Here is a 23,132-nt window from a genome sequence, read left to right as displayed (position 1 = left end):
AATGTATAGTCTGCACTATATATTTTGTATAGTAGTTGCCCAGATACTGATCAGCTTGGCTTATTCAGGTTTGACAGTATTTAATCAGAAGGCTTTTTGAAAATCTTCCATACCAATTGAACTACTGTCTGTCCTTTAATAGCAAAGGGCAGGTTACATGAAGACATTAGCCAAAGCGCAACAGTATTCTTTTTTCAATTCTCCTGACCAATCCTATCATCTGTTTCATGGAGATGCCATGATAATAATCCCACTACTGGAAAGGGAATTTGACATGGTGTTTGCCGATCCCCCTTATTTCCTTTCAAATAATGGTCATTCCATCCATAGCGGACAGATTGTTTCCGTCAACAAAGGCCATTGGGATAAACTAACTGGCTTTGACTCTGTTTATGCGTTTAACAAGGAATGGATTTCACTAGTACGTGAGAAAATGGAAGATAATGCTAAGCTTTGGGTAAGTGGAACTATGCACAATATTTTCGCCATCGGCCAGGCATTAACTGAACTGAATTTCAGAATTTTGAACATCATTGTCTGGAAGAAAAGCAACCCACTACCAAACCTATCCTGCCGAGCCTTTACCCATTCTACTGAATTGATTATTTGGGCGAGAAAAGAGCAAAAAGTGCCTCATTGCTTCAATTATGAAGTAACAGAGCAACTGAATGGCAACAGATAGATAAAAGATTTCTGGGATCTGCCAGCCGTTGCACAATGGGAGAAATCTTGTGGCAAGCACCCGACGCAAAAACCTTTGGCTTTATTAAAGCGCATTGTGTTGGCATCGACAAAACCGAATGATTGGATTTTAGACCCATTTGCAGGGAGTTGTACTACAGGAATAGCTGCTAATCTGTTTGGTCGAAATTTCACAGGTATAGATCATCAAAAAAGTTATTTGCAAATAGGGAAAAAGCGTAGGTTGGCAATTGAGAAACAAAAAGTAGCCGAAGCCTATTTACAGGTAATCAGATAGTCCTTCCGTCTTATCGGCAATCAATAACTATTATGAGTTTCCATTACCTTTATTGAAATGCTGAAACCATATTATAATGCTAATATCTTGTTGAGAAGCTCCTTTAAATTATTATAGTCATAGGGCTTTGATAGGCATAAATCTGCACCTGCTTGATAGGCTTCTTCAATAGTTTTGCTATCTCTTATGATAGAAAAAATGACACACTTAATGGGGTCAAATTTCCTATTCCTTCTTATTTCTTTCAGATATTCAAGACCGGAATTATACGGCAGATCAATATCTATGATAATAATATCAAAATCTCTAGAAGCAGATGAGTTCAGTAATTCTATTAATTCTTCACCGTTTTTTACACAGATGAGGTTGATTAAAGCAGGATTTTCATCAATAAGATATTGGAAAATTACTTGATCATCTTCATCATCTTCGGCTAAGAGTATAGTAAAATTCCTCTTCATTGCTGAAAATTTAGATATGAAATAATAAAGGCAAAAAATTATACCATGATGGATCGCTAAATAGCAGAAAACTGAGCCAGGAATGGCACAGAAACTATACAACTAACAATTCATGAAATAGCGTCCTTCATAATTTAATACTGGTTTTTCTTGACTTTATAATCATTTATGCCATACCTTTGTCATTCATTACTGCTACGGTATAATTCCCCCCTATTATTATTTAAGGTTACTTTTCTAAATCACCTAATTCGTGATTATTAAAGCTATGTTTCTCAAATAACCATAAATAATTAGCCGACACTATGAAAACCTATGCAGACTTCAAAAAGCATGTATTTATTGCTTTAGAAAACAGTGATATTTCTGTAAAAGAGGTGATTACTGATGAATCAGAAGGGGTAACAGTTAAAGTAGATAAAAGTACATCCGCTTCAAAAATCAAGATATTTATTGATTCCCTCAAGGAACAAGAATTAAAGTTCAGATCTTCATTTAATCCAGAAAGTGAAATAATCAATATTTCCATTACTAATTCAAAATAAGAGGAGAATTAATAACAGGGCACCAAATAACAGGCTATTTAGTAGTGGTTCCTATGACTAAAAGTTTTCAAATTAATCAATTTACTTAGAAGCCAATCAGTTGGCAGACTTCATTCATCTTGTGTTGTTAATAATATAAAAAGGCATTTTAAAAATCGCTCATATTTTTCTGGTTATCAAGCGAATATGATATCTGTTACTGAAAAAAGTATTTGGATACTATAAGTAATGTATGAAAAACTAAATCATTTCACAACTTATTAATTAACAAACTCTCCTTAGAACTCTTTTCTATCTATAACTTTACATCTTTAAAGTTATATTTTAACAAAGCTATTTGAGATTTGTAAGTATCTGGTTAGTGTTCATAAAATTCATTTTTAGTGATGATCTATCGGAAGAAAGATATCAAAAGTAGCTCCGTGGTTAACTACACTTGAAGCTGTAATAAATCCGTTATGGTTTTCTACTATTTTCTTGACAATAGCCAAACCAATACCAGTGCCTTTATATTCACTTTTGCCATGTAAACGTTGAAAAACTTCAAAAATACGGTCTGTATATTCTTGTTCAAATCCGATTCCATTATCCTGAATAGTTACATGACAATATTTTTGTTGAGTTAGTAGAGGAAGGCTTCCTACTGCTTTATGATCTGTAAGGAAGCTTTTTATTTGAATGTAAGGTGGAATATCAGGCTTTGAAAATTTAAGTGAATTCCCAATAAGATTCCCTATCAATTGTTTAAACTGGAATTGAATCACTTCTACCTCACAAGTAGTTTCGACTTCAATAGTGGCTTTCTTTTCTGCAATAGATTCTTTGAGTTCTTCTTTGACCTCATTAATTAAACCGCTTAAATCTGTCTTCTTAAAAACCCGTTCGACTATATTAGTACGTGAGTACGCCAACAAATCTTCAATCAGTGCTTGCATCCTAACGATAGATTTTCGTATCCTTTCTAAATAATCTTTCCCGACTTCAGAGAGATGGTCAGGCTCTTTCTCTAATAATCGACCAGAAAAAGTTTGTATTTTCCGGAGAGGTTCCTGTAAATCGTGGCTTGCCACATATGCAAAAGACTGAAGTTCCGTATTGATTCTTTCGAGCTCTTTATTTTTTTGTTCAAGTTCCTGGGTATTCGCTTTTATTCTGTCATCTGCCTTCTTTTTCTCTGTCAGATCATGTGTAACTTTTGAAAATCCAATCACTTCGTTTTCTTCATTGTGTACTGCTGTAATTACTACACTCGCCCAGAAAAGACTGCCATCTTTGCGCACTCTCCAGCCTTGCTGTATCGCTTTACCTGTGGTAACAGCTTGCTGCAACAGTTTTTGAGGCAGATTATCTTCTCGGTCTTGTTTGGTATAAAAGTTTGAAAAACTTTTGCCTATAATTTCTTCCGCTTTATACCCTTTGATTTTCTCGGCTCCCTGATTCCAATTTTCAATTATTCCTTCTCTATTTAAATACAGGATTGCATATTCCTGCACTTCTTCTACCATCAGGTGATAGCGTTCCTCACTTTTTTTAAGATTATGATTGGCCTGTTCTAATGCTCTGTTTTTTTCTTCAAGTTCGTGTGCATAAATTTTTATTTTTTCCTCTGCTATCTTTTTTTCTGTCAGATCATGTGTAACTTTTGAAAACCCAATCACTTCGTTTTCTTCATTGTGTACTGCTGTAATTACGATACTTGCCCAGAAAAGGCTACCATCCTTACGAACCCGCCAACCTTCCTGAACTGCTTTGCCTGTATTAGTGGCTTGTTGCAACAACCTTTCCGGAAGGCGATTGTCCCGATCCTGTTGGGTGTAAAACGTTGAAAAACTTCTGCCTATAATTTCACTTGCTGCATAGCCTTTTATCTTTTCCGCTCCTTTATTCCAATTTTCAATGATTCCATTGCGATTCAAATACAAAATGGCGTAATCTTCCACTTCTTCTACCATTAAGTGATACCGTTCTTCGCTCTTTTTAAGAGTATAGGTAAGACTTTTAAGGTCTTTGATATGCTTTTCTACTACGTTTTCTAATTTGCTGATAGAAGTTTTTGAGTCTAAAATAAAAGTGTTTGTATTGGTTCTTTCATAACAGGTAATGTGAACACCTGCAACTTTGTAAGATTCATCATTAACAGGACTATAACTGAACGTCCAAGAAATATCTTCAATAGCGCCTTTTCTATAGATGGGTACTAATTGATTTTTACTTAAAGCGGCCTTGCCTGTGGTAAACACCTGGTCAATAAAAGGCTTGATAGTACCCCAGTTTTCCGGCCAAGTCTCCTGCACTGTCATTTCTGAGACAAAAGGATGCTTTCCATCTTCATTTAAGATGGGACAAAATGCATCATTATAAAAACATATTTGGCCGGGTTCCCACCATAAGCACATAGGTAATGGAGAATTGAGCAGAAAATTGACAATAATTTTTAAACTTAAAGACCAGTTTTCAGAATTTCCGATGATTGTTTGACTCCAGTCTTTTTGGCGAAATAATTCACCCATTTCACCTCCTCCTGAAATAAATGACATAGCTGTGGTTTTAGAATTCATAGAATTTTTTCAATCATTATTATTTAAAATCACAGTCGTTTGTTAAACTATTTCTATTAAGCAGTAGGCATTCTTGCAGAAGTTATAGTGATCATTAAGCCTAACTTTTTTTGTTCATGTACTAACATTATAATTACTTGTCGGATTTGGTTTTCAATTATTGTAATAATAGTTTGTATCAAGAATATCAGTTTCTATTCAAATTCATATATAACAACTTATCAGTTATAACTAATAATAGCCTGTTTAAGTTTTCAGTAAAAAAATAATTATAAAATTAAACAAAGAAGTGGTTGACCTGTTGTAAATTTACCTTTCAGTCAGGCATATGGCTTGACAGCAAAAGTTATATTATCAAAAAGTCGTAGGATTATATCTTACGACTTTTTCATGAATAATAGATATACCTTCTGATTTTATAAAGCAAATCAAAATTGACACTATATCAGAATGTGTCAATTGCTGAACAAATAATTTAACCAACTCACCTGGATGTATCTGTCAATGAAGTGATTAATTACATCAAAACAAGATTGAATAATATGTTTATACGTAAATAATCCTACCTTTATAAAAAATCCACAAACAAATGCAAAATTTAATTGCAACATATTCTCCTATAAAGATATTGCTTGCCGAAGATGATTTAGATGACCAGTTCATATTTTCTGACACTATCAAACAACTTTCAACATCCATTGAACTAACTATTGTCAATGATGGACAAGGGGTATTAGATGTCATGCGTAGCAATAATAATTTTATTCCTCATATTATTTTTCTTGATGTGAATATGCCTAAAATGAATGGCATAGAATGCTTAATACAAATCAGAAGAAACAAAATTCTAAAAAATACACCTTGCATTATTCTTACTACTTCTACTGCTCCAAAAGATATTGAAGAAACATATAATCATGGGGCAAATTTGTATTTTGAAAAACCCATTGGTTATACTGATTTTGTAAAGATGTTCAATAAACTATTTGAAGTAAATTGGGCAGATTATTTTCCACCCAAGCGAGAGTCATTTTTTATAGCCAAAACCTATCAATAAGCTATTCCGGGACGTTACAAACCTCAGCAATAGAAATACTTACAGATTAATTCAAATTGCCTCATAATTAAAAATAGTCTATTCATAAAGTCAAGAACTGCCCAGCATTTCATCACTAGAAACTGCATTTATAAGGATTACTTTGAATGGACCTGGCATCTATAAATTAGACTAAATATAAATTGAACAGAAGGAAAAAATAAACAATTCCTTTCGAAACATTGACACTAAACAAACTGTTACTTAGCAGATTAAATGTACCAACCTATATTAACTGCTACCTATGAAATCAAAAAAAGTAAAAATAATTCTGCTAGAGGATGACGAAGATGACCAGTTACTTTTTTCTATGGCACTAGATATTATTTTAATTCCTACCGATCTTACTATCATAAAGGATGTAAGAGATTTAAAAAATAATTTGATCCTTATTCAAAGATTAATGCCTGATATAATTTTCATTGATTTAGGCTTAGGCCTTATAAATGGATTAGAGTATTTACAAAAAATAAGGAGTAATGAACTGCTTAAACAAATACCTTGCATTATTATGACAGATTCAATCCATCCTATGCATATTGAAAAGGCGTATGACGCTGGTGCAAATCTGTATATTATTAAACCTGTCGAATTCTCTGTATTAGTTGATATAATCAGGAATACTTATATACTTAATTGGAATGAGTATTTCCCTCCTGGACGTGACGTATTTTATATTCATTATAAGGCTTCATAAGTGAGAGTAGTGACAGCGAATAAAATGCTTGAAATATTTTAAATTGCTGCAATTGAAAAAGCATCTACAAGACATATTATTAATGACCATCGAACCGAACCAGTTCTTAACTGTCAATTAATGTACGCATCTCTGCCACTGATTAATTGCCCAAATGTGCCACAGCTACCCACAATCATTCGGATTTACAATATCTGTACTTATAAACTACTTGAAATCAAATAAATATAGATTTTAAGCGTTGTTAATTATAGAACCTGTTCAAATGGTTCATAAATGACTTGCTGATTTGACGAAGTTTAACTCTGTTTTCTAGCCTGTCTTTTGGTAGTAGAGTTAAATAAAATGTCATGAAAAACCAAGAAAAAATCAAATTCGCTTCGGCGAATAAAAGTCTCTTTTTCCCTACGCTCAAGAAGAGAGTTGACCAATATTTCACAGATAATCAAAAATCAAGATATGCCAATAAAACAATGGTCATAAAAACCATTGTTCTGGTTGCTGCATATATAATACCTTATATCATTCTGATTGCCTTTACACCGCCTTTCGCTGTCAGCCTTTTGCTATGGTTAGTTATGGGAGCAGGTGTGTCGGGTATTGGCATGAGTGTGATGCACGATGCCAATCATGGTGCTTTTTCAAAAAATCCAACTATCAATAAATGGGTTGGTTATACTATCAATCTGGCTGGAGTTGGTGTAATGAACTGGAAGCTACAACACAATATTCTTCATCATACTTATACCAATGTTGCCAATGTGGATGAAGACATCAAAGACCGGGGAGTAATCAAACTGTCGCCTCACGAAAAGGTCGGGCGTCTCCACCGATTTCAGTGGATATATGCTTTCTTTTTTTATAGTATATTGACTCTGTACTGGGTTATCCTGAAAGACTTTATTCAGTATGTTAATTTTATTAAGTCAGGAGTAAATCGTCAGAGCAAGACAGAAAACAGGCGAATGTTAGCAGGACTAATTATATTAAAAATTAGTTACTTTGCCATTTTCCTTATGCTTCCTACGATGGTCTTTCATATTTCTTTTTGGCAGGTGTTAATTGGCTTTCTTCTGATGCATTTTGCTGCCGGGCTTGTATTAACTGTTATTTTTCAATTAGCACATTCTGTAGAAGGAGCGCACCATCCACTACCTAATGAAGAGGGAATTATTGAACAGGACTGGGCAGTACATCAATTGGAAACAACTGCTAATTTTTCTCCCCACAATAAATGGCTGAGCTGGTATATCGGAGGCTTAAATTTTCAGATAGAGCATCATCTGTTTCCGAAAATCTGCCATGTGCATTATCCTGAACTTGCACCGATTGTGAAACAGACCGCTAAAGAATTCGGACTTACGTATATGGAAAACAAAACTTTTTTTAAGGCAGTAAAGTCGCATGTGGCAAGTCTTAAACGTTTTGGAACCCCGCATTTTAACGAGGCAATCGTTTAGAGGATTTGTATGTCGTATCTATGCTAAAGGTAAATAAATATTAAAGGTAGTGCCCTCGGTTAGGGCACCATTGGCTGTGACAAAACTGTAAGAAAGCTCAATATGGATGGCTTGTTGTTTATATTGTCGCAGGCTTAGGAAAAATGTACACAGAATTTGGAAAAGAGAATGAACAAATCATTGCTCAATCAGATTCCTTTTAACAGCAGAAAACCAGCTGTTGAAAGCTATAGCAATTATTTAGAAACTCGATGCTCGCCTTGAATCTACACTGTCTCATACGCATGAGAATAAAAAACAACAGATAAATAAGGTAAAATTCTCAGAAAATCTGCTGATGTACCCTTCCACAACAGAGAGGTTTATACAAAGTATTTATTTACCATTAAGAAAATAATTGTTTTATCCTCTGATAATAGCCATTTTTTATCTAATTTAGTAGATAACACAATTTTTATCTACCATGAAAAAACTTCACACATTTTTATTATTGCTTACTACAGGCATTGCTTTTGCACAAAATACAGATATACGTCCTGGATTAGTCTTACCTCAGATGGCTACTGCCCAACGTACAGCCATTCCCAGTCCGGTAAATGGCTCACTCATTTTTGATACAGGCACGCAAAGTTACTGGTACCGACAAAGTGGTAGCTGGGTTGAATTATCTAAAAGCGGTAGTACTGCCAATTACTGGCAACTATCAGGTCTGGCAGGGAATGAGATCAGGAATACCAATTCGGGTGGGTTCTGGTCAAAATATCCGGTAGGCTTAACTGATAATGCTGATCTTACGTCTCATCCTCCTACAGCTCCTGTAAATGAAGCAGGGACACGATTGATGTGGATACCCGGCAGGTCGGCTTTCAGGGCAGGTACGGTTACTACTAATAATGGCAACAAGTGGGCAGCTGATAATATCGGATTATTTTCTTTTGCTACAGGCTTTGATACAGAGGCGAGTGGCAGATATGCTACAGCCACAGGACTTTATACCAATGCAAATGGAGCGGGTTCAACTGCTATGGGGTCTTTTTCAGTAGCGACAGGATACGCATCTACAGCAATAGGATATAGGACAACAGTCGGAGTCAGTGGATATTATGCTACAGCCTTAGGCTACGAAACAACAGCAAATGGTGAGTATGCGATTGCTATAGGAGCAGAAAGTACTGCCAGTGGTAATTATGCGATGGCTATAGGCAGGAAGGTAAATACAAATGGTCAGGCCGGGTCTGTTATTATGGGTGATGCTGATCCTATGGGCATGGGAGAAACCATTGTGGGTACCACAAACCAGTTTGTGGGTAGGTTTTATAATGGCTATTATCTCTTGACCAGTGGTGATAATAACCGCACAGGTGCCACTATGGGTCGTGGACAAAGTGCCTGGAGTGCCATCAGTGACTCGACCCGTAAAGAAAAAATAGTACTAGCCGATGGTGAATCGTTTCTGCTGAAATTGCGCAATCTGCGTTTAGGCTCTTGGAATTATAAAAAACAGGGAGTAAACCCTGAGCGTTTTTATGGCCCGATGGCACAGGAGATTTTCGCGGCTTTTGGTAATGACAAATATGGCACCATTGGCAATGATACCACTGTAAGCACGCTCAATATGGATGGTTTGTTATTTATATTCTCGCAGGCTTTGGAAAAACGTACACAAGATTTGCAGGTTGAAAACCAACAACTTAAAGCCATTATTCAGACACTGGATGCTCGTCTTGAATCGCTCGAAGCTAAACAAATGACCAGCAATTCTATCAGTAAATCACCCGCTCAAACCGACAAATAATCTACACTTTATTCCATGAAAACCACATACACGCTTCTGTTCCTGCTTGCTACCAGTGTAGCCTTTGCCCAAAGTACTACACTTACCCCAGGTACCGCACTACCATCTATGACAACCGCCCAACGCACAGCTATGGTGAACCCTACTAATGGGACACTAGTTTTTGATACTAATGCCCAGAGTTACTGGTACCGGCAATCAGGCGTTTGGGTTGAGCTTCCCAAAGCTGGAAGTACCGCTAACTACTGGCAGCTAACTGGCTTAGCAGGGAATGAAATCAAAAATACCAACTCAGGGGGATTCTGGTCTGCCAACCCAACCACACTCACTGTCAATTCTGATAATACATCCAATCCACCTACAGTGCCAGTGGAGGGAGCAGGTACACGATTAATGTGGATACCCAGCAGGTCAGCTTTCAGAGTAGGTACGGTTAGTAGTGATAATGCCACTAGTTGGTCTGCTACTAATGTCGGTTTGTTTTCTTTTGCTTCAGGCTTTAATAATCAGGCTAGTGGTAAATTTTCTACAGCAATGGGAATCTATGGAAAGGCAACCGGCGAGTTATCGACCGCTATAGGATCTTATGCAACAGCCGATGGACTTGCTTCTACAGCACTAGGATTTAACACAACAGCAAGTGGGGAGTATGCTATAGCATCAGGGTTTGGTACAATAGCAACCGGAATTGCATCTACGGCCATAGGATTTATTTCAAAAGCCACTGGTGGGTATTCGGCAGCTATAGGGTTTGACGTAGTGGCAAGCGGACAATACTCTACTGCTATGGGAGTTGAAGTTAATACAAATGGGAATGAAGGTACTTTTATGATTGGGGATTCAGACCCTCTGAATCAGGGAGTTACCTTTGGGGGGGCAGCAGACCAGTTTGTAGGCCGGTTCTATAATGGCTATTATCTGATAACCAGTGGCAATAGTAACCGTACAGGAGCGCATATGCTCAATGGGCAGAGTTCCTGGAGTGCCATCAGTGACTCGACCCGTAAAGAAAAAATTGTACTGGCCGATGGTGAATCGTTTCTATTGAAACTACGTAATCTGCGCTTAGGCTCTTGGAATTATAAAAAACAAGGAGCGAAACCTGAACGCTTTTATGGCCCGATGGCACAGGAGATTTTCGCCGCTTTCGGTAAAGATAAATATGGTACTATTGGCAATGATACCACTGTAAGCACACTCAATATGGATGGATTGTTGTTTATTTTCTCACAGGCTTTGGAGAAACGCACGCAGGATTTAAAAGCATATGCCCAAAGTCTCGAAAAACGCACGGAAGTACTCGAAGCTGAAAATCGACAATTGAAAATCTTCATGCAAAAACTGGAAGCTCGTCTTGAAAACCTTGAATCTACCTCACAAACTGCTGGTAAAGAATACCCAATATCAGATAAATAATGGTAATACAGCTTTGCAAGAATTTCCTCAACCGTTAAGTAAATATTTGTATACTATTATCAGTAATGGTTATCAGCAATAGCCACGCCTGGTGTAATTTTGTAGCAATTCTTAATTTTTATCACTAAAAAGCTTTATGAAAACAATCCTTTACTTATTTATTGCGCTTCTGGCTTTGGTTAAAGTACAGGCGCAAAATGTAACTATCACTCCCGGAGGCATTACACCTGCCATGAGTGGTACTTATCCCCGTCTCAGTTATGAGGCTATTCTGGCCTTGCCCAATCCTCAAACAGGAGACCAGGCCTTTGATATTACTTATAACTGCATGCGCTTCTATATTCAGGGAAAGTGGCTCTGTTCTTACCAGGATCTTCAGAATTATGCGCCAAACATGCTAGCCATTGTATCAGAAGGAGGAACAAACTTGGATTATGGGCAAGACATCGCTCTGGATGCCAGTGGAAATATATATATAACAGGCTATTTTTCAGGCACTACTATTTTTGGGGGAACTTCAATTCCTAGTAAAGGAAGTCGTGATATTTTTGTAGCTAAATATAACAAAAGCGGTACCTTGCAGTGGGTACAGACGCCAGGAGGAACAAACGATAATTCAGCACGTAGCATTGCTTTAGATGGCAATGGCAATATCTATATCACGGGTGAATATTCTGGTTCAGCTACCTTCGGAGCAACCACCATCTATTCTAATGGAAGTTCTGATATTTTTTTGGCTAAGTATAATAACAATGGTATTGTACAGTGGGTGCAGTCGGCAGGAGGATTACTTGCTGAGGTAAGCAGTAGCATTGCTGTAGATGGGAGTGGCAATGCTTATATTACAGGCTCTTATTCTGGCACAGCCACATTTGCAGGAACGACCCTTACAACTCAAGGAGGTACTGACATTTTTGTGGCCAAGTACAATACAAGTGGCAGTTTGCAGTGGGTAAAATCCGCAGGGGGTACAGGCAATGATAGTGGGTTTGGCATAGCACTGGATAATAATGCAAATGTGCATATCACAGGCAATTACGAAGCTACAGCTCAATTTGAGGCAACCTCCCACGACTCAAAAGGGTTTACTGACATTTTTATTGCCAAATACAATAACATAGGTAGTTTGCAGTGGGTGCGGTCGGCAGGAGGCACATCTTCTGATGAAGGCAATGATATAGCCATAGATGGCAGTGGTAATGTGTTTATCACAGGAAACTATATAGGTCTGGCTTCATTTGGAATAAATACTTTATCCGCTCAAGGAGGTTATGAGGTTTTTGTGGCCAAGTACAATGCTAGTGGTACTTACCAATGGGCACGATCACTGGGCGGAACAGAAAATGATTTTGGGGAAGATATCGTAGTAGAAAACGATGGAACTGTCTATATTACAGGCTATTTTTATGGTACTGCTTTTCCAATACCCAGAACATCTAGAGGGGCTTCTGATATTTTTGTAGCCAAGTTTGATAGTGATGCAAATTTTGAGTGGGTACAATCAGCAGGAGGGCTAAATCAGGACTCTGGATCCGGAATTACAGTAGATTTAAATGGAAATGTTTATGCTGTCGGTGGTTATAATGGCACATCCTCTTTTGGTAGAAATACTAAAACTTCAAAAGGACTACATGATATTTTTGTTGTCATGCTTGATAAATAGTATTTAAGTAAAAGTAAGACTAATATTGATTAATCAATCAAAAATTCAGCTTGCAGTAAACTTGTATGTTGTTATCCTATTAGTCTTTAGTAACCTCATTTCGATAGGGTTTATAAAGTTCAACGCAATCCGAGAATTATTGGTACGCTGGTTGATACACGGCAGAAAGTTATCAGAAATTTAAGTAACTAAATTCTAATTTAAATTATTGAAAAGAATGGTGGGCATAAAAAGGATTGAACTTGTGACCTCTTGCATGTCAAAAAGTGATAGGTTATTTAGTTGAATTTAGGTATGTTTGTAATACAATAGTATCATAAACTAATGTATTACAGGCATAACTAATATCATGGTATCACTTATAACCCCATCCAAAGCTCAAAGAAAACTTACTGATAATATCCGTAAGAGACGTTTGCTTATGGAGTTGACTCAGGAAGAATTATCGGAACGTTCAGGCGTTGCTCTGCCTACCTTAAGGAAATTTGAGCAGAAGGGGGTTATTTCTCTCGAATCCTTTCTCAAACTTCTGTTAGTGGTTGGCGGACTTGAGGAGATCATTGACGCTACAAAACCAAATAAACCCTTATTCAATTCAATTGATGATGTGCTGAAAGAAGACAATCGTTTAACACGTAAACGAGGGCATCGGAAATGAAAAGACCAGTATCAGATATTAAGGTGGGTTTGGACTTTGGTGAAGAAACCTTATCTGTCGGGCGTTTAGCTGCTCGTGATGGAGTTATCTATTTTGAGTATCACAATTCTTTCCTTCAATCGAACCTTGAAATTTCTCCAATACGTTTGCCACTAAAATCGGGGGTTTCTTCATTTGCCCCACGACCTTTTGAAGGCCTGGCTGGCGTATTCAATGATAGCTTGCCCGATGGTTGGGGACGCTTATTGTTTGACCGCTATATGAATTCACAGGGCGTGCTGTCGTCAGAGTTAACACCTCTTGAACGTTTGGCCAATGTGGGATTAAAAGGTATGGGAGCATTGGTCTATGAACCGGACTTCAGCCAACCTGATATACATGATTTAATTCAACTAGATGATTTTGCCGAAAAAGCTGAAGAAGTACTTACTGGAGGTTCTGGGGAAGTTATAAAAGAACTCTTGAGCTTAAATGGCTCATCTGCCGGAGCAAGGCCTAAAGCCCTTATCGGACTTGATCAGAATCGTCAAAATATATCACACGGAGCAAAACATCTTGCAGATGGGTTTGAACCCTGGCTCGTTAAATTTCCTAATACACAAGATGGATCAGATGCTGGTGCTATAGAATATGTTTACGCCCTCATGGCAAAAACAGCAGGCGTGAATATACCGGAGGTACATTTATTTCCTTCACAAAAGAGGGCTGGTTATTTTGCTGTCAAGCGTTTTGATAGGGATGGCTTAAAGCGGTATCATATGCACACAGCAGCAGGCTTGTTGCACAGTGATTACCGAATGCCCTCATTAGACTACGAAGATTTGCTGACTCTCACGGGAGCACTTACCAAAGATATGCGTGAAGTAGAAAAGATGTATCGCTTGGCAGTTTTCAATGTATTATCACATAACCGTGATGATCACGCCAAAAACTTCAGTTTTCTGATGGATAAAACAGGACAGTGGAAATTATCTCCTGCCTATGACCTTACCTTTTCCAGTGGGCCTAGAGGAGAGCAAAGCACTATGGTCATGGGTGAGGGAAAAAATCCTAAAGAGCAACACTTAGTAAAATTAGGACTGGAAGCCAAACTTTCAAAACAATTGATTGACCATATTATACATCAAACCAAATACGCTTTAGGGCAATGGAGACAATTAGCAATAGAATATGGAGTAAGTCCTACAAATGTGAATTTAATCGAGAGTAATATTAGAAAAACTTAAATTGGAATGTATTTACTCTAAGCTCACCCTTTAAAAAAGTGAATGGGTTTATATTTTATTGGTACCCAAGATGATACCCAAAAAATAGCATTACAAAATATGTAAAAATCTTGTAAGATTTAAGTTATTGAAAAATCTGGTGGGCGTAACAAGGATTGAACTTGTGACCTCTTCCATGTCAAGAGAAAATATACCGTTAAATAATAAAATTCCCGTTAAATAAATGAATTTCACGTATAGTGAAAAGCGTATTGAGATTAGATTTTACATTTGTTTCGTAACAAAACAATTTGTTGTGAACCATGAAAGAATTTAACTTATTCTATCCATTTTTCTGTCCGCTAGTTATCTCTTATTCGTCTTTGAAGGACATAAGACCAAGTCAATCTTTTTACTGCTCTTTAAAAATCCAAATACACCAATTCCTGAAAAATTCTCTTTTGCTAAAAGGATAAACCTGATTTATCCTATCATATAATATTACTGCTTCAAAAAAACTATCAAAAAGTAAACCTATAATCGTACGTACTTTAAATAATAAAGTTGTATCAAACTTTCTTTGATATAGGTCTCTGCTATTCACACCTAATTTTAAAGATAGATTAGTCTAATTTTATAAAAAATGAAAAAAATCCTCTTTTTTAGTTTAATTATTTGCCATCTTAATTCATTTGGGCAAAGTATTGAGTTAGGTGAAATAGCAAATAAAAATGGTAATATATTAAAATATGTTGCAGTAGGTTCGACACTTTCTGCCGGGGTTAGAAACGGAGGCGTCTATGCCGATGCTCAACTAACTTCATTTCCAGCGTTGTTATCCAAGCAAATGGGAATTGCCAATTTTAATCAAGCACTCCTTGAGGGAAATGAAACTGGTCACAAAACAGTTTTATTCTCTGATACAGATTTTTCTTTATTTCAAGGAACAGGCTAATTTTAGGCAATACATTATATGAATATTTCTATTGAAAATTGAACTTAATCACTTATTGAATGTCCATGAAAAACAATTTCAAATTTTTAGGCAGACTATTTGCTTCCTGCTTATTTGCTGTAAATGCTACGGCACAAGTGACTGATACTCTGCCGGCCAGGCATCTCACTTTATTTAGTAAAGCAATTGACCAGCCAATCCAACGGCACAAGTGGGAAATAAATATCAATCTGATTCCTTTGTTTAAACTACAATCTGCTGACAATTGGAGTTACCCTTATCTAATCAAGCGGAATATCACTAGGGGTACTAATCCTGGAGCAATACGCTTCATGGTCACCCCATACTTTCTTGGAAAAAACCAATCCTTTTTTGGTGATAATACTATCAAACTTACAAATCCCGTAACAAGCTTTTTTCGCCCAGCCGCCACCCTTGGCTATGAATGGCAGAAAATCAGTGGAAGATTTGTGTTTTTCTATGGGGCAGACATTGGCTGGAGGGCAGAAATAAACAAATTTCATGACAACTATGCAAAAAAAAATGATGAGAATGGCGTTGCTATCACAGGCAAACTCAGTACTAAATCCATTCAGAATGCAGTGATATTATCTCCTTTAATAGGTGGAAAGTACTATCTAAATCATCGTTTTGCTATTTCACTCGAAAGTCAGATAAGGCTGCTTTATGGTAAGAAAGTTCAAACCAGTTCTTTTAATGGAAAGCAGATTTCAAAGGAAATTCTCAAAGAACCAGAAATTGCCTCTTTTGGATATTTTGTATTGAATTTTAGTTACAATTTATAAACCATAAAACAACAAGCTTGTGAAAATCATTTTATCTTATCTCACCTTATTTCTTCTCTTTACAAATTCCCATTTGTATGCCCAAGTGGATCCAAAGGTTTACGTAAAGGGAACCGAATGCTCCACTCAATACGACGGTGGATGTTTTTACAATCTTGAACCCACTGCCGGATCTTATTCCAGAGTTTATTACTATGTCCCAGTTGTTGTATTCGATCAAACATCGAGTACTGTTCCCTACAATGCCACACAAACGTATGCATGGACTGTGGTTGGAGGAACACTTAATGGTCAGACCACGAATCAACAGATCGGTGTGACATGGAACAACACCGCCAACTATAACATGGGTACTCCCACTAAAACAATTAGGGTAAAAATTACCTTTAGCTGGTTTGATGGAGTTGCTAAAACAAAGGAAATAAACAGCATTATGGCTTCCGGAGGAGGTAATTCAGCACAGCCTATAGAAGTTAAATATATAAGCACCCCAAGCTCTATAACTTTTAATAGTTCTACGTTGAGTAATGGAAATTCGCTACTATACGCATGCGGAACATCCTCCAAAACCGTTTCAGTGCCAGCAGTAACGACAAATCCTTCTGGTTCGCCCGTTACATATTATTTCTATTATCCGTCAGGATGGTCTGGACCAGCCAGTTCGAGTTCCCCATCGGTAACGGTTACTCCGCATATTAGTTCAGGTGGTACGATTGCAATTGAAGCGAAAAGAAACGACAGTAACCTTCGCACAAAAATTTCAATTACAATAACACGCCCCCTTCCTACTACGCCAACACTAAATACTGGTGACATCTTGTTGTGCAACCCACAAACTATCACGGCAACTTCTGCAAATGCAACAAGCTTCAATTGGGTGACGACAGGCGGCATATCCGCAAGTTCTCCTGGTAACACAAGTTCTGCTTACATCACTGGTACAGCAGATGGAACAGTCAAAGTTTCAGCATCATCATCGGTATGTGCATATACTACCGGATATAGTGTGGAACGTAATGTAAAAAAGAGTGCTCCCAAACCGTCAGCTCTTGCAGTTTATAATAATATTGGAGGACAACCTGATTTCATGTGCCGTGGCACAGGAATTCAATTGAGTGCTTATACTGATGAGCCAGGAACAAGTTTTGGGAATTGGACGACCAGTGACCCTGCAAATACATATCTATATTATTCGGGAGGAAGTGCCACGTTTAATACTTACATCAACAATTGTTACGGGATAGATGTAACTGCTAGCAACTGTTTCGGGTCTGTTCAAAAAGGCATTACAATTTGCGTTGATGATTGTGGCGCGCGAAGTGTGAGTTATACGGTTTTCCCAAACCCAGCTCGTGATGTAATCAATATAGAATTTGACGAATCTAGCGAGGCAACAAATCTGCCAGAAACTATTACACTTTATTCCGAAACAAGTGGCAAAGAAGTTAAGACAGTAGATACGACTAAAAGTTACTCCGACAATTCCTTCAAGTCTAGTAAGACTTTGTCAATCAAGGTTGATGATCTGCCAAGGGGTACATATTATTTACATTTAGGTAATGCAAAGGGAGAAGTCGGGAAGATCCGCATCTTGCTAGAATAAAGGGATAGATTTTCATCTGGATGAAGAATCCTGTGTCAGCGCATATTCGCTTTGATGCAGGGTTTTTCTTTTTTCAAGATAGCGTTTTTCTCTTTCATCATATTGCCTCTTATCAATTACGTTGCTGAATGAAATAGTCGACATTTCCAAGAAATCCGGAACCTGTCAATTAGGGGACAGCCTTAATTGAAGTGCCTTTTTAATGGTACACGGGATGGTACACTACAAAAAGCCATTTTCAATATGGTAAAGAGCAGCATTATTTAAATCACTGAAATAAATGGTGGAGCTAACCGGTCTCGAACCGGTGACCTCTTGCATGCCATGCAAAAATTCTATGGAATAATAGAGTAAGATAGTGTTTAATTTGAGAATAAAAGCATTTGATTTTGCTTGTTTTGTGCTATATCTGGATTAAATAGCATTCACCCCAATTAACAATTTATTGGTACACGGGTTGGTACACGGCAAGGAGACATAATGCCCAGGAACAAACTTCACCTTTTATCTTCTCTGCAAGTTGAACGACTATCATCTGGTAAAACAGATCAAATGTATAATGACGGAGGAGGGCTATACTTATATGTTCGCCGCTATGGGACGAAGGAATGGATATTCCGCTATACCTCTCCGGTTACCAAACAGCGGCATAAACAAACACTCGGTTCTTTCACAGATACAAACCTTAAACAAGCAAGAACATTAGCTTCTCAAAGGCGAGCTTTATTGGATTCAGGTCTGGATCCTTTAACGAGGCTGATAAACAGCTACAACAGGAAGCCAAGGAACTGGCCGAAAGAAAAAGGCAGCAGGGACATACAGTCAGAAAAGTGTTTCAGGCATGGAAACAGAATGAGTTGCAGAACCGGAAAGATGACGGTGAAGAAATTAACCGTGCTTTTGACAAAGATGTGTTTCCTGTGATTGGAGATTATCCTATTAATGAAATTACCAAAGAAAATATACGGTTTCTGCTTGAACGGCCACTAAAGCGTAAGTCTAAAATTATGGCTAATCGTTTATTGTCTTATTTAAAGCAGTTTTTTGGTTATGCTGAAGACGAAGAATTAATCATGCAGAATCCTACCCATCGTCTTACCAAAGAACGAGTAGGAGGAAGAGAACCGCCCCGCAAGCGTTATTTAGATGAAAAAGAATTACGCCTGTTAGCAGGATTGTTGCCTAATGCCGGACTAAGGGAAGAATACCAGGCTATTCTCTGGCTTTTACTGGCGACAGGCTGTCGGGTAAATGAAGTGCTAAGAGCCCGCTGGGAACATATCAACTTACAGAAGCGGCTTTTTTATATTCCCGCTGACCATGCTAAAAACAATGAAGCACATGAAATTTACCTCTCAGATTTTGCTTTGAGGCAATTAGAAGTTCTAAAAGAAACCAGGACGACTAAATGGCTGGTTCCCAATCGTACATCAGACGGGCCGATTTCCCGTCAGGCTTTAGCGAAACAAATAACTGATAGACAGGAAGAACCATCAGATAAGAACCGGGCAAGTAATCCTCAGGCCTTAGTACTCCCGAAAGGTCGCTAGGTCATTCATGACTTGCGAAGAACAACTGGAACAACAATGCAGGAATTAGGGATTATGCCTCATATCATCAAGAAATGCCTGAATCAAAAGACGGAAGACAAAATCATGGAAACCTATCAGAGAGCCGCTCTTATTCATGAGCAAAAAGCGGCTTTTGAAAAGCTAGGGCAATATCTGATGCTTTTGAAACAGAGAAAAGATGATTAGCAGACTAATCAATTTTCCTCCTTAGTTACTTTGAAGTTTTCCAGGCAGTGATAAATATCACTGGTCTTCCAAGCCGTAATACGAGGGCCTAATTTATAGGGTTTTGGATATTTTCCCGTCTTGCAACCATTCCACCAAGTAACCTTACTGACAGGTATAAGCTTGATAATCTGACTCAAGCGCATAAAGCCAAGGGGCTCATCATTTGATTGTTTTGAATCTTTCATCCAAATACTCACTTTGCTGAGGTTGAACTCTAACTATTTCATAAAAGATTTGTGATGCATTATTATGACGTTTTTGTCTGAATAGAATAAAAGATATAACTTATTAAGCTCGGTATCAGTACGAGTCTAAAGTTAAAACAGGAAGTATAGTCAACCATGCAAGCGTGTGTTTAAATTATCTCTGCTTTTATAGAATCAATTCCTGTTGCTAATAGATGCTTATTTGAAAACAATGTTTGTTTGTGTTTAATGAAATGCAAATTAAATTGACAGACAGTAGCCGAATCCTTTACCCACTAAACCCGTCATCTAAATTTTTTGCTTTCAGATCTCGGCAAATAAAGGGTAATCAATGGATAATCTTCCTCTTGATTTTAAGTCTTATGTATTTTTTAAACCTCAGCAGACTCACACCACTTTAGATTTTGAATTATCCAAGATTTTAAAAAATTACGCTCCTAAACAAATTCTTTTAAATCCTGCATCAGCCGCTAAATACCTCTGCTTTTCTGTTAATACGCTCGCTGTATGGCGGTGTAACAAATATCATGATCTACCCTACTATAAAGAAGGCAACCTCATTTATTATCTGTTGTCAGATTTAAACACTTTCATTGAAAAGCATGCATCTCAACCATTAAGCCAAACCCATTTGTGCCAGTGTTTGCTTGATCGAAAAAGTGCTGCCAAAGAAATTAATTCGACATCCGGTACCCTTGCCGTTTGGGTAACCAGTAAAGTATATGGCCTTATCCATATTAAGATAGGACGAACCGTTCGCTATCGTCCTTTTGATTTACAAAGCTTCAACTTAGAGCGGCTTCGAACGCGCAAACTTTGTTGATTTTCTTTTAATTTCATCTGACTATTAAACCTTATAATGGAGAACGCAATGGGTTCACCAAATGCGAAACTTAGTAATGTGGCAGACTACACCAAAGTTTTTCAGACAAATCTTGGAGAAAAGAATATTTTATTAAAAGAGCCGAATATATTACCTTTTTTCACTCAAAAATATTATGCAAGCAGCGATTTAATGCTTAAAAGCAGACGCAAAACAATTCAAAGCAAAGGACTCTTTGACTTTCTAAAATCCCTGGGTATCTCTCCCAACATTGCACAATACTATTTTCACGAAATCTCTGTATACAACAAACTCACGCAGGAAAAGCTAAAAACACTGGGGTTTCTTAACGAAGAGGAAGGCTGGGAATTAATTAATCCATTTTTTAGAGGAAGTATCGGCGTACAAACTGTTTCTTTTATTCGCGGTAGTACACCCAAGCCGGAAAACATTCATATTTTTAAAGATAGTCTTGATTATCTGGCTTTTCTAAGCAAATTAGCGGCTAAAAGGCTCTAGAAATTGTTGATATTTATATCCATTCTAAACTTGAAATTAAAGCTAATAATTTAGACATTGGAACAGGGCTCGTTTATGTGATTAACAGCATTACTGTTGGAAATAAAGAATTACTTGAAGAAAGTGAACATAATTTTTTTGAAATATCAGATATAAGAGGAGGTGTAAATGCTATATCTTCTGCTATTTTCAATACTTATGCTTGCCCACAGAAACAAATAAATTTTATTTTTGACCCATTAGAAAGTGAACATGCGTTTTTTGTCACACCAATTAATAAAACCTTAGGGGTTCCAAAGCTAATTCAAGCTTAAAGATATTTAGTATTTTATTTATTGATAGGAATGTACAAGTATATATATATCTGATATATGATTAGAAATCTTACTCCCTTTTTTATAGTGTAAGAAAACTCATTATATAGCCTTTTTATGGACTGCAAGAAACTTGCTTTTTAACCAAATCCTCGCGCGCGATCGCGCGTACTTGTTTCTTTTTTAAAATTCTTACATCATATACGCGCTATGATGCCAACAATACTTGGTTAGTTACAAAATACACTCCTTTAAAGTTACTCCCCTTTTTATATGCAAGAAAATTCATCATTTTCTATAAATAGACTAATTTCATACTATCTCTAAGAAAAAATAATAATTTCATTTTGGCAATTATTCTCTCGCGCACGCATTCGCGCGAATCGTTTTAAAAAGTTAGGTTTAGTAAGGTTTTTACAGCTATTTCTTAAAAGAAAATATTATATCTGTACATTATAAATGATAACTCTCCGCGCTATATATGTCAGAATATTCGGGGGGTCATACGCGCGCGTACTGATAGTGGAAATATCTACCATAATGTTACTACTCAATTTTAATACATGCTTGTTGACTGTCAGAAACTCTTTCATAATACTACTCACCTACTTTAAAAAACTCTTTCAAATTACTTATTCTATAATAATTTCTACCTTTATGGAGTACTTGAATTGTAAAATCTAACTGAATGAGTAAATTAAAATAGTTAAAAACTGTTTTCTCATGTACATTAATTTATAATAGACTATGCAAATCAGGGACTCATTTTCTTTAAAATATTTAAATGTTAGAATAGCTTCAAAAACACCTATTCTATTGGATATTTTTTCTTTCCGAAAAACCATTGCCCAGGTCTCTGAGTAGTTCCTATATCTTCATCAGGATAGTATTCATCTTCTAAAACATTAATAACTAAATTATAAATCATGGCTGAAAAAGGGTCTTCATGGATCAGAGCAGGCAAAACAAGGCTATATGACCAGAATCTTTTCATTAACAATCTGATCTCATGAGTAATTATACCTTTTTCTATATTAGCCACGAGACGATCCTCAAACTCTTCAGAACATCCTATGATTGAAAAACAGCCTTCACCATTTTCATCCAATTCGTAGCCCTTCGTTAAATCATTAATCATCAATTCATCTTTACCCACAAATAGTCATAACTTTTCAGATGGGATTTTTTCGCTCTCCTGAATTACGGCATTCGGCCATATCTTTCTAATCTCTTCCTCTAATTTGTCTACTATATCAAAAATAGAAACTTGTGAGTAGATAATGTAATCATCTCCTGTTATTTGCATATTACTTAAGGTTATATCAAACTCTTAGCTACTTTGCCAGCTTAACCTGATTGCATTTTCCCATTCCTCGATTTTCTCCTCCTTCAATGCATATACGCTAATAGGAAGAGCCACATCGAATTGTGCAAGTTTCTTTAGTAATAATCTTGTCACGTCCTGAAATAGCGATACATTAAAAAGTATCGAAGATGGGAAATCAAAACAACTATGTGAAGCGTACACAAAAAGATTATACGCTAAGCTTTAAGCTTCAAGTCGTTAAGGAAGT

23 protein-coding genes and 1 pseudogene are annotated in these 23,132 nt (G+C 36.9%); 19 read left to right on the top strand and 5 right to left on the bottom strand.

Features of this window, described 5'->3' with window-relative positions:
- The first annotated feature begins 157 nt into the window (after window positions 1-157).
- Window positions 158-979: pseudogene (locus D0T08_RS28030) on the top strand (DNA-methyltransferase).
- A 71-nt stretch (window positions 980-1,050) separates the two neighbouring features.
- Here the strand turns inward: D0T08_RS28030 and D0T08_RS27185 are convergent.
- Complete coding sequence (locus tag D0T08_RS27185; RefSeq protein ID WP_116985911.1) at window positions 1,051-1,440, bottom strand: response regulator; 390 nt, start codon at window positions 1,438-1,440, stop codon at window positions 1,051-1,053.
- A 305-nt stretch (window positions 1,441-1,745) separates the two neighbouring features.
- Between D0T08_RS27185 and D0T08_RS27180 the strand changes: the two genes are divergently transcribed.
- Window positions 1,746-1,985, top strand: coding sequence for a hypothetical protein (locus D0T08_RS27180; protein ID WP_116985910.1), 240 nt, complete (start codon window positions 1,746-1,748; stop codon window positions 1,983-1,985).
- Between the two features lie 380 nt (window positions 1,986-2,365).
- Here D0T08_RS27180 and D0T08_RS27175 read toward each other — a convergent pair whose 3' ends face one another.
- On the bottom strand, window positions 2,366-4,543 hold the full coding sequence (locus D0T08_RS27175) for a PAS domain-containing sensor histidine kinase (protein ID WP_116985909.1): 2,178 nt from the start codon (window positions 4,541-4,543) through the stop codon (window positions 2,366-2,368).
- 589 nt (window positions 4,544-5,132) lie between these two features.
- Here D0T08_RS27175 and D0T08_RS27170 point away from each other — a divergent pair.
- The 14 genes from D0T08_RS27170 to D0T08_RS27460 all read left to right on the top strand — a co-directional run bounded on the left by D0T08_RS27170 (window position 5,133) and on the right by D0T08_RS27460 (window position 19,654).
- Window positions 5,133-5,600, top strand: a complete 468-nt coding sequence (locus D0T08_RS27170; RefSeq protein WP_116985908.1) for a response regulator — start codon at window positions 5,133-5,135, stop codon at window positions 5,598-5,600.
- Between the two features lie 283 nt (window positions 5,601-5,883).
- Window positions 5,884-6,336: a response regulator gene (locus D0T08_RS27165; protein ID WP_116985907.1), complete on the top strand. Its 453-nt coding sequence runs from the start codon at window positions 5,884-5,886 to the stop codon at window positions 6,334-6,336.
- A 350-nt stretch (window positions 6,337-6,686) separates the two neighbouring features.
- A complete protein-coding gene (locus D0T08_RS27160; protein ID WP_116985906.1) occupies window positions 6,687-7,796 on the top strand; it encodes an acyl-CoA desaturase in 1,110 nt (369 codons plus the stop codon).
- 463 nt (window positions 7,797-8,259) lie between these two features.
- Window positions 8,260-9,591 (top strand): tail fiber domain-containing protein, encoded by a 1,332-nt coding sequence (locus tag D0T08_RS27155; RefSeq protein ID WP_116985905.1) that lies wholly within the window; start codon window positions 8,260-8,262, stop codon window positions 9,589-9,591.
- 15 nt (window positions 9,592-9,606) lie between these two features.
- Entirely contained in the window at window positions 9,607-11,007 is a 1,401-nt protein-coding gene (locus D0T08_RS27150) for a tail fiber domain-containing protein (RefSeq protein ID WP_116985904.1), read from the top strand.
- Window positions 11,008-11,143: 136 nt separating this feature from the next.
- On the top strand, window positions 11,144-12,670 hold the full coding sequence (locus D0T08_RS27145; RefSeq protein WP_116985903.1) for an SBBP repeat-containing protein: 1,527 nt from the start codon (window positions 11,144-11,146) through the stop codon (window positions 12,668-12,670).
- A gap of 349 nt (window positions 12,671-13,019) precedes the next feature.
- On the top strand, window positions 13,020-13,328 hold the full coding sequence (locus D0T08_RS27140; protein WP_116985902.1) for a helix-turn-helix domain-containing protein: 309 nt from the start codon (window positions 13,020-13,022) through the stop codon (window positions 13,326-13,328).
- Window positions 13,325-14,554: a type II toxin-antitoxin system HipA family toxin gene (locus tag D0T08_RS27135; RefSeq protein ID WP_116985901.1), complete on the top strand. Its 1,230-nt coding sequence runs from the start codon at window positions 13,325-13,327 to the stop codon at window positions 14,552-14,554. Before D0T08_RS27140 ends, D0T08_RS27135 begins: the two co-directional genes overlap by 4 nt.
- A gap of 622 nt (window positions 14,555-15,176) precedes the next feature.
- Entirely contained in the window at window positions 15,177-15,488 is a 312-nt protein-coding gene (locus D0T08_RS27130) for a hypothetical protein (RefSeq protein WP_116985900.1), read from the top strand.
- A gap of 65 nt (window positions 15,489-15,553) precedes the next feature.
- The gene (locus tag D0T08_RS27125) at window positions 15,554-16,294 is read left to right on the top strand and encodes a hypothetical protein (RefSeq protein ID WP_116985899.1); all 741 of its coding nucleotides are present in this window, start codon (window positions 15,554-15,556) and stop codon (window positions 16,292-16,294) included.
- 19 nt (window positions 16,295-16,313) lie between these two features.
- On the top strand, window positions 16,314-17,897 hold the full coding sequence (locus tag D0T08_RS27120) for a T9SS type A sorting domain-containing protein (protein WP_199538237.1): 1,584 nt from the start codon (window positions 16,314-16,316) through the stop codon (window positions 17,895-17,897).
- A 480-nt stretch (window positions 17,898-18,377) separates the two neighbouring features.
- Window positions 18,378-18,821 (top strand): Arm DNA-binding domain-containing protein, encoded by a 444-nt coding sequence (locus D0T08_RS28300; protein WP_116985898.1) that lies wholly within the window; start codon window positions 18,378-18,380, stop codon window positions 18,819-18,821.
- Window positions 18,728-19,447: a tyrosine-type recombinase/integrase gene (locus tag D0T08_RS27110; RefSeq protein WP_158561362.1), complete on the top strand. Its 720-nt coding sequence runs from the start codon at window positions 18,728-18,730 to the stop codon at window positions 19,445-19,447. The genes D0T08_RS28300 and D0T08_RS27110 overlap by 94 nt, the downstream gene beginning before the upstream one ends.
- A 12-nt stretch (window positions 19,448-19,459) precedes the next feature.
- Entirely contained in the window at window positions 19,460-19,654 is a 195-nt protein-coding gene (locus D0T08_RS27460; protein WP_147322857.1) for a hypothetical protein, read from the top strand.
- Between the two features lie 8 nt (window positions 19,655-19,662).
- On the opposite strand, the gene D0T08_RS27105 is transcribed toward D0T08_RS27460, so the two are convergent.
- Entirely contained in the window at window positions 19,663-19,881 is a 219-nt protein-coding gene (locus D0T08_RS27105; RefSeq protein ID WP_116985896.1) for an AlpA family transcriptional regulator, read from the bottom strand.
- Window positions 19,882-20,233: 352 nt separating this feature from the next.
- Between D0T08_RS27105 and D0T08_RS28025 the strand changes: the two genes are divergently transcribed.
- The 3 genes from D0T08_RS28025 (at window position 20,234) to D0T08_RS27085 (ending at window position 21,558) form a co-directional block, all read left to right on the top strand.
- Window positions 20,234-20,725: a helix-turn-helix domain-containing protein gene (locus D0T08_RS28025; RefSeq protein ID WP_229239068.1), complete on the top strand. Its 492-nt coding sequence runs from the start codon at window positions 20,234-20,236 to the stop codon at window positions 20,723-20,725.
- 48 nt (window positions 20,726-20,773) lie between these two features.
- Window positions 20,774-21,244, top strand: a complete 471-nt coding sequence (locus D0T08_RS27090) for a hypothetical protein (RefSeq protein WP_147322856.1) — start codon at window positions 20,774-20,776, stop codon at window positions 21,242-21,244.
- 77 nt (window positions 21,245-21,321) lie between these two features.
- The gene (locus tag D0T08_RS27085) at window positions 21,322-21,558 is read left to right on the top strand and encodes a hypothetical protein (RefSeq protein ID WP_116985894.1); all 237 of its coding nucleotides are present in this window, start codon (window positions 21,322-21,324) and stop codon (window positions 21,556-21,558) included.
- A gap of 808 nt (window positions 21,559-22,366) precedes the next feature.
- On the opposite strand, the gene D0T08_RS27080 is transcribed toward D0T08_RS27085, so the two are convergent.
- Window positions 22,367-22,714 carry a hypothetical protein gene (locus D0T08_RS27080; RefSeq protein WP_147322855.1) on the bottom strand — a complete coding sequence of 116 codons (348 nt, stop codon included), beginning with the start codon at window positions 22,712-22,714 and terminating at the stop codon, window positions 22,367-22,369.
- A gap of 6 nt (window positions 22,715-22,720) precedes the next feature.
- Entirely contained in the window at window positions 22,721-22,864 is a 144-nt protein-coding gene (locus tag D0T08_RS27695; RefSeq protein WP_158561361.1) for a hypothetical protein, read from the bottom strand.
- Window positions 22,865-23,132: the final 268 nt, after the last annotated feature.

The sequence above is a fragment of the Emticicia sp. C21 genome (assembly GCF_003418935.1).
Lineage (GTDB): Bacteria > Bacteroidota > Bacteroidia > Cytophagales > Spirosomataceae > Emticicia.
The sequence above is the reverse complement of the archived record's forward strand: the minus strand, read 5'-3'. Positions and strand labels throughout refer to the sequence as shown.

Excerpts from the sequence above, each read along its gene's own strand:
- D0T08_RS27185 (WP_116985911.1), bottom strand. The coding sequence starts at position 1,440 with ATGAAGAGGAATTTTACTATACTCTTAGCCGAAGATGATGAAGATGAT.
- D0T08_RS27180 (WP_116985910.1), top strand. The coding sequence starts at position 1,746 with ATGAAAACCTATGCAGACTTCAAAAAGCATGTATTTATTGCTTTAGAA.
- D0T08_RS27175 (WP_116985909.1), bottom strand. The coding sequence starts at position 4,543 with ATGAATTCTAAAACCACAGCTATGTCATTTATTTCAGGAGGAGGTGAA.
- D0T08_RS27170 (WP_116985908.1), top strand. The coding sequence starts at position 5,133 with ATGCAAAATTTAATTGCAACATATTCTCCTATAAAGATATTGCTTGCC.
- D0T08_RS27165 (WP_116985907.1), top strand. The coding sequence starts at position 5,884 with ATGAAATCAAAAAAAGTAAAAATAATTCTGCTAGAGGATGACGAAGAT.
- D0T08_RS27160 (WP_116985906.1), top strand. The coding sequence starts at position 6,687 with ATGAAAAACCAAGAAAAAATCAAATTCGCTTCGGCGAATAAAAGTCTC.
- D0T08_RS27155 (WP_116985905.1), top strand. The coding sequence starts at position 8,260 with ATGAAAAAACTTCACACATTTTTATTATTGCTTACTACAGGCATTGCT.
- D0T08_RS27150 (WP_116985904.1), top strand. The coding sequence starts at position 9,607 with ATGAAAACCACATACACGCTTCTGTTCCTGCTTGCTACCAGTGTAGCC.
- D0T08_RS27145 (WP_116985903.1), top strand. The coding sequence starts at position 11,144 with ATGAAAACAATCCTTTACTTATTTATTGCGCTTCTGGCTTTGGTTAAA.
- D0T08_RS27140 (WP_116985902.1), top strand. The coding sequence starts at position 13,020 with ATGGTATCACTTATAACCCCATCCAAAGCTCAAAGAAAACTTACTGAT.
- D0T08_RS27135 (WP_116985901.1), top strand. The coding sequence starts at position 13,325 with ATGAAAAGACCAGTATCAGATATTAAGGTGGGTTTGGACTTTGGTGAA.
- D0T08_RS27130 (WP_116985900.1), top strand. The coding sequence starts at position 15,177 with ATGAAAAAAATCCTCTTTTTTAGTTTAATTATTTGCCATCTTAATTCA.
- D0T08_RS27125 (WP_116985899.1), top strand. The coding sequence starts at position 15,554 with ATGAAAAACAATTTCAAATTTTTAGGCAGACTATTTGCTTCCTGCTTA.
- D0T08_RS28300 (WP_116985898.1), top strand. The coding sequence starts at position 18,378 with ATGCCCAGGAACAAACTTCACCTTTTATCTTCTCTGCAAGTTGAACGA.
- D0T08_RS27105 (WP_116985896.1), bottom strand. The coding sequence starts at position 19,881 with ATGAAAGATTCAAAACAATCAAATGATGAGCCCCTTGGCTTTATGCGC.
- D0T08_RS28025 (WP_229239068.1), top strand. The coding sequence starts at position 20,234 with ATGGATAATCTTCCTCTTGATTTTAAGTCTTATGTATTTTTTAAACCT.
- D0T08_RS27090 (WP_147322856.1), top strand. The coding sequence starts at position 20,774 with ATGGGTTCACCAAATGCGAAACTTAGTAATGTGGCAGACTACACCAAA.
- D0T08_RS27695 (WP_158561361.1), bottom strand. The coding sequence starts at position 22,864 with ATGCAAATAACAGGAGATGATTACATTATCTACTCACAAGTTTCTATT.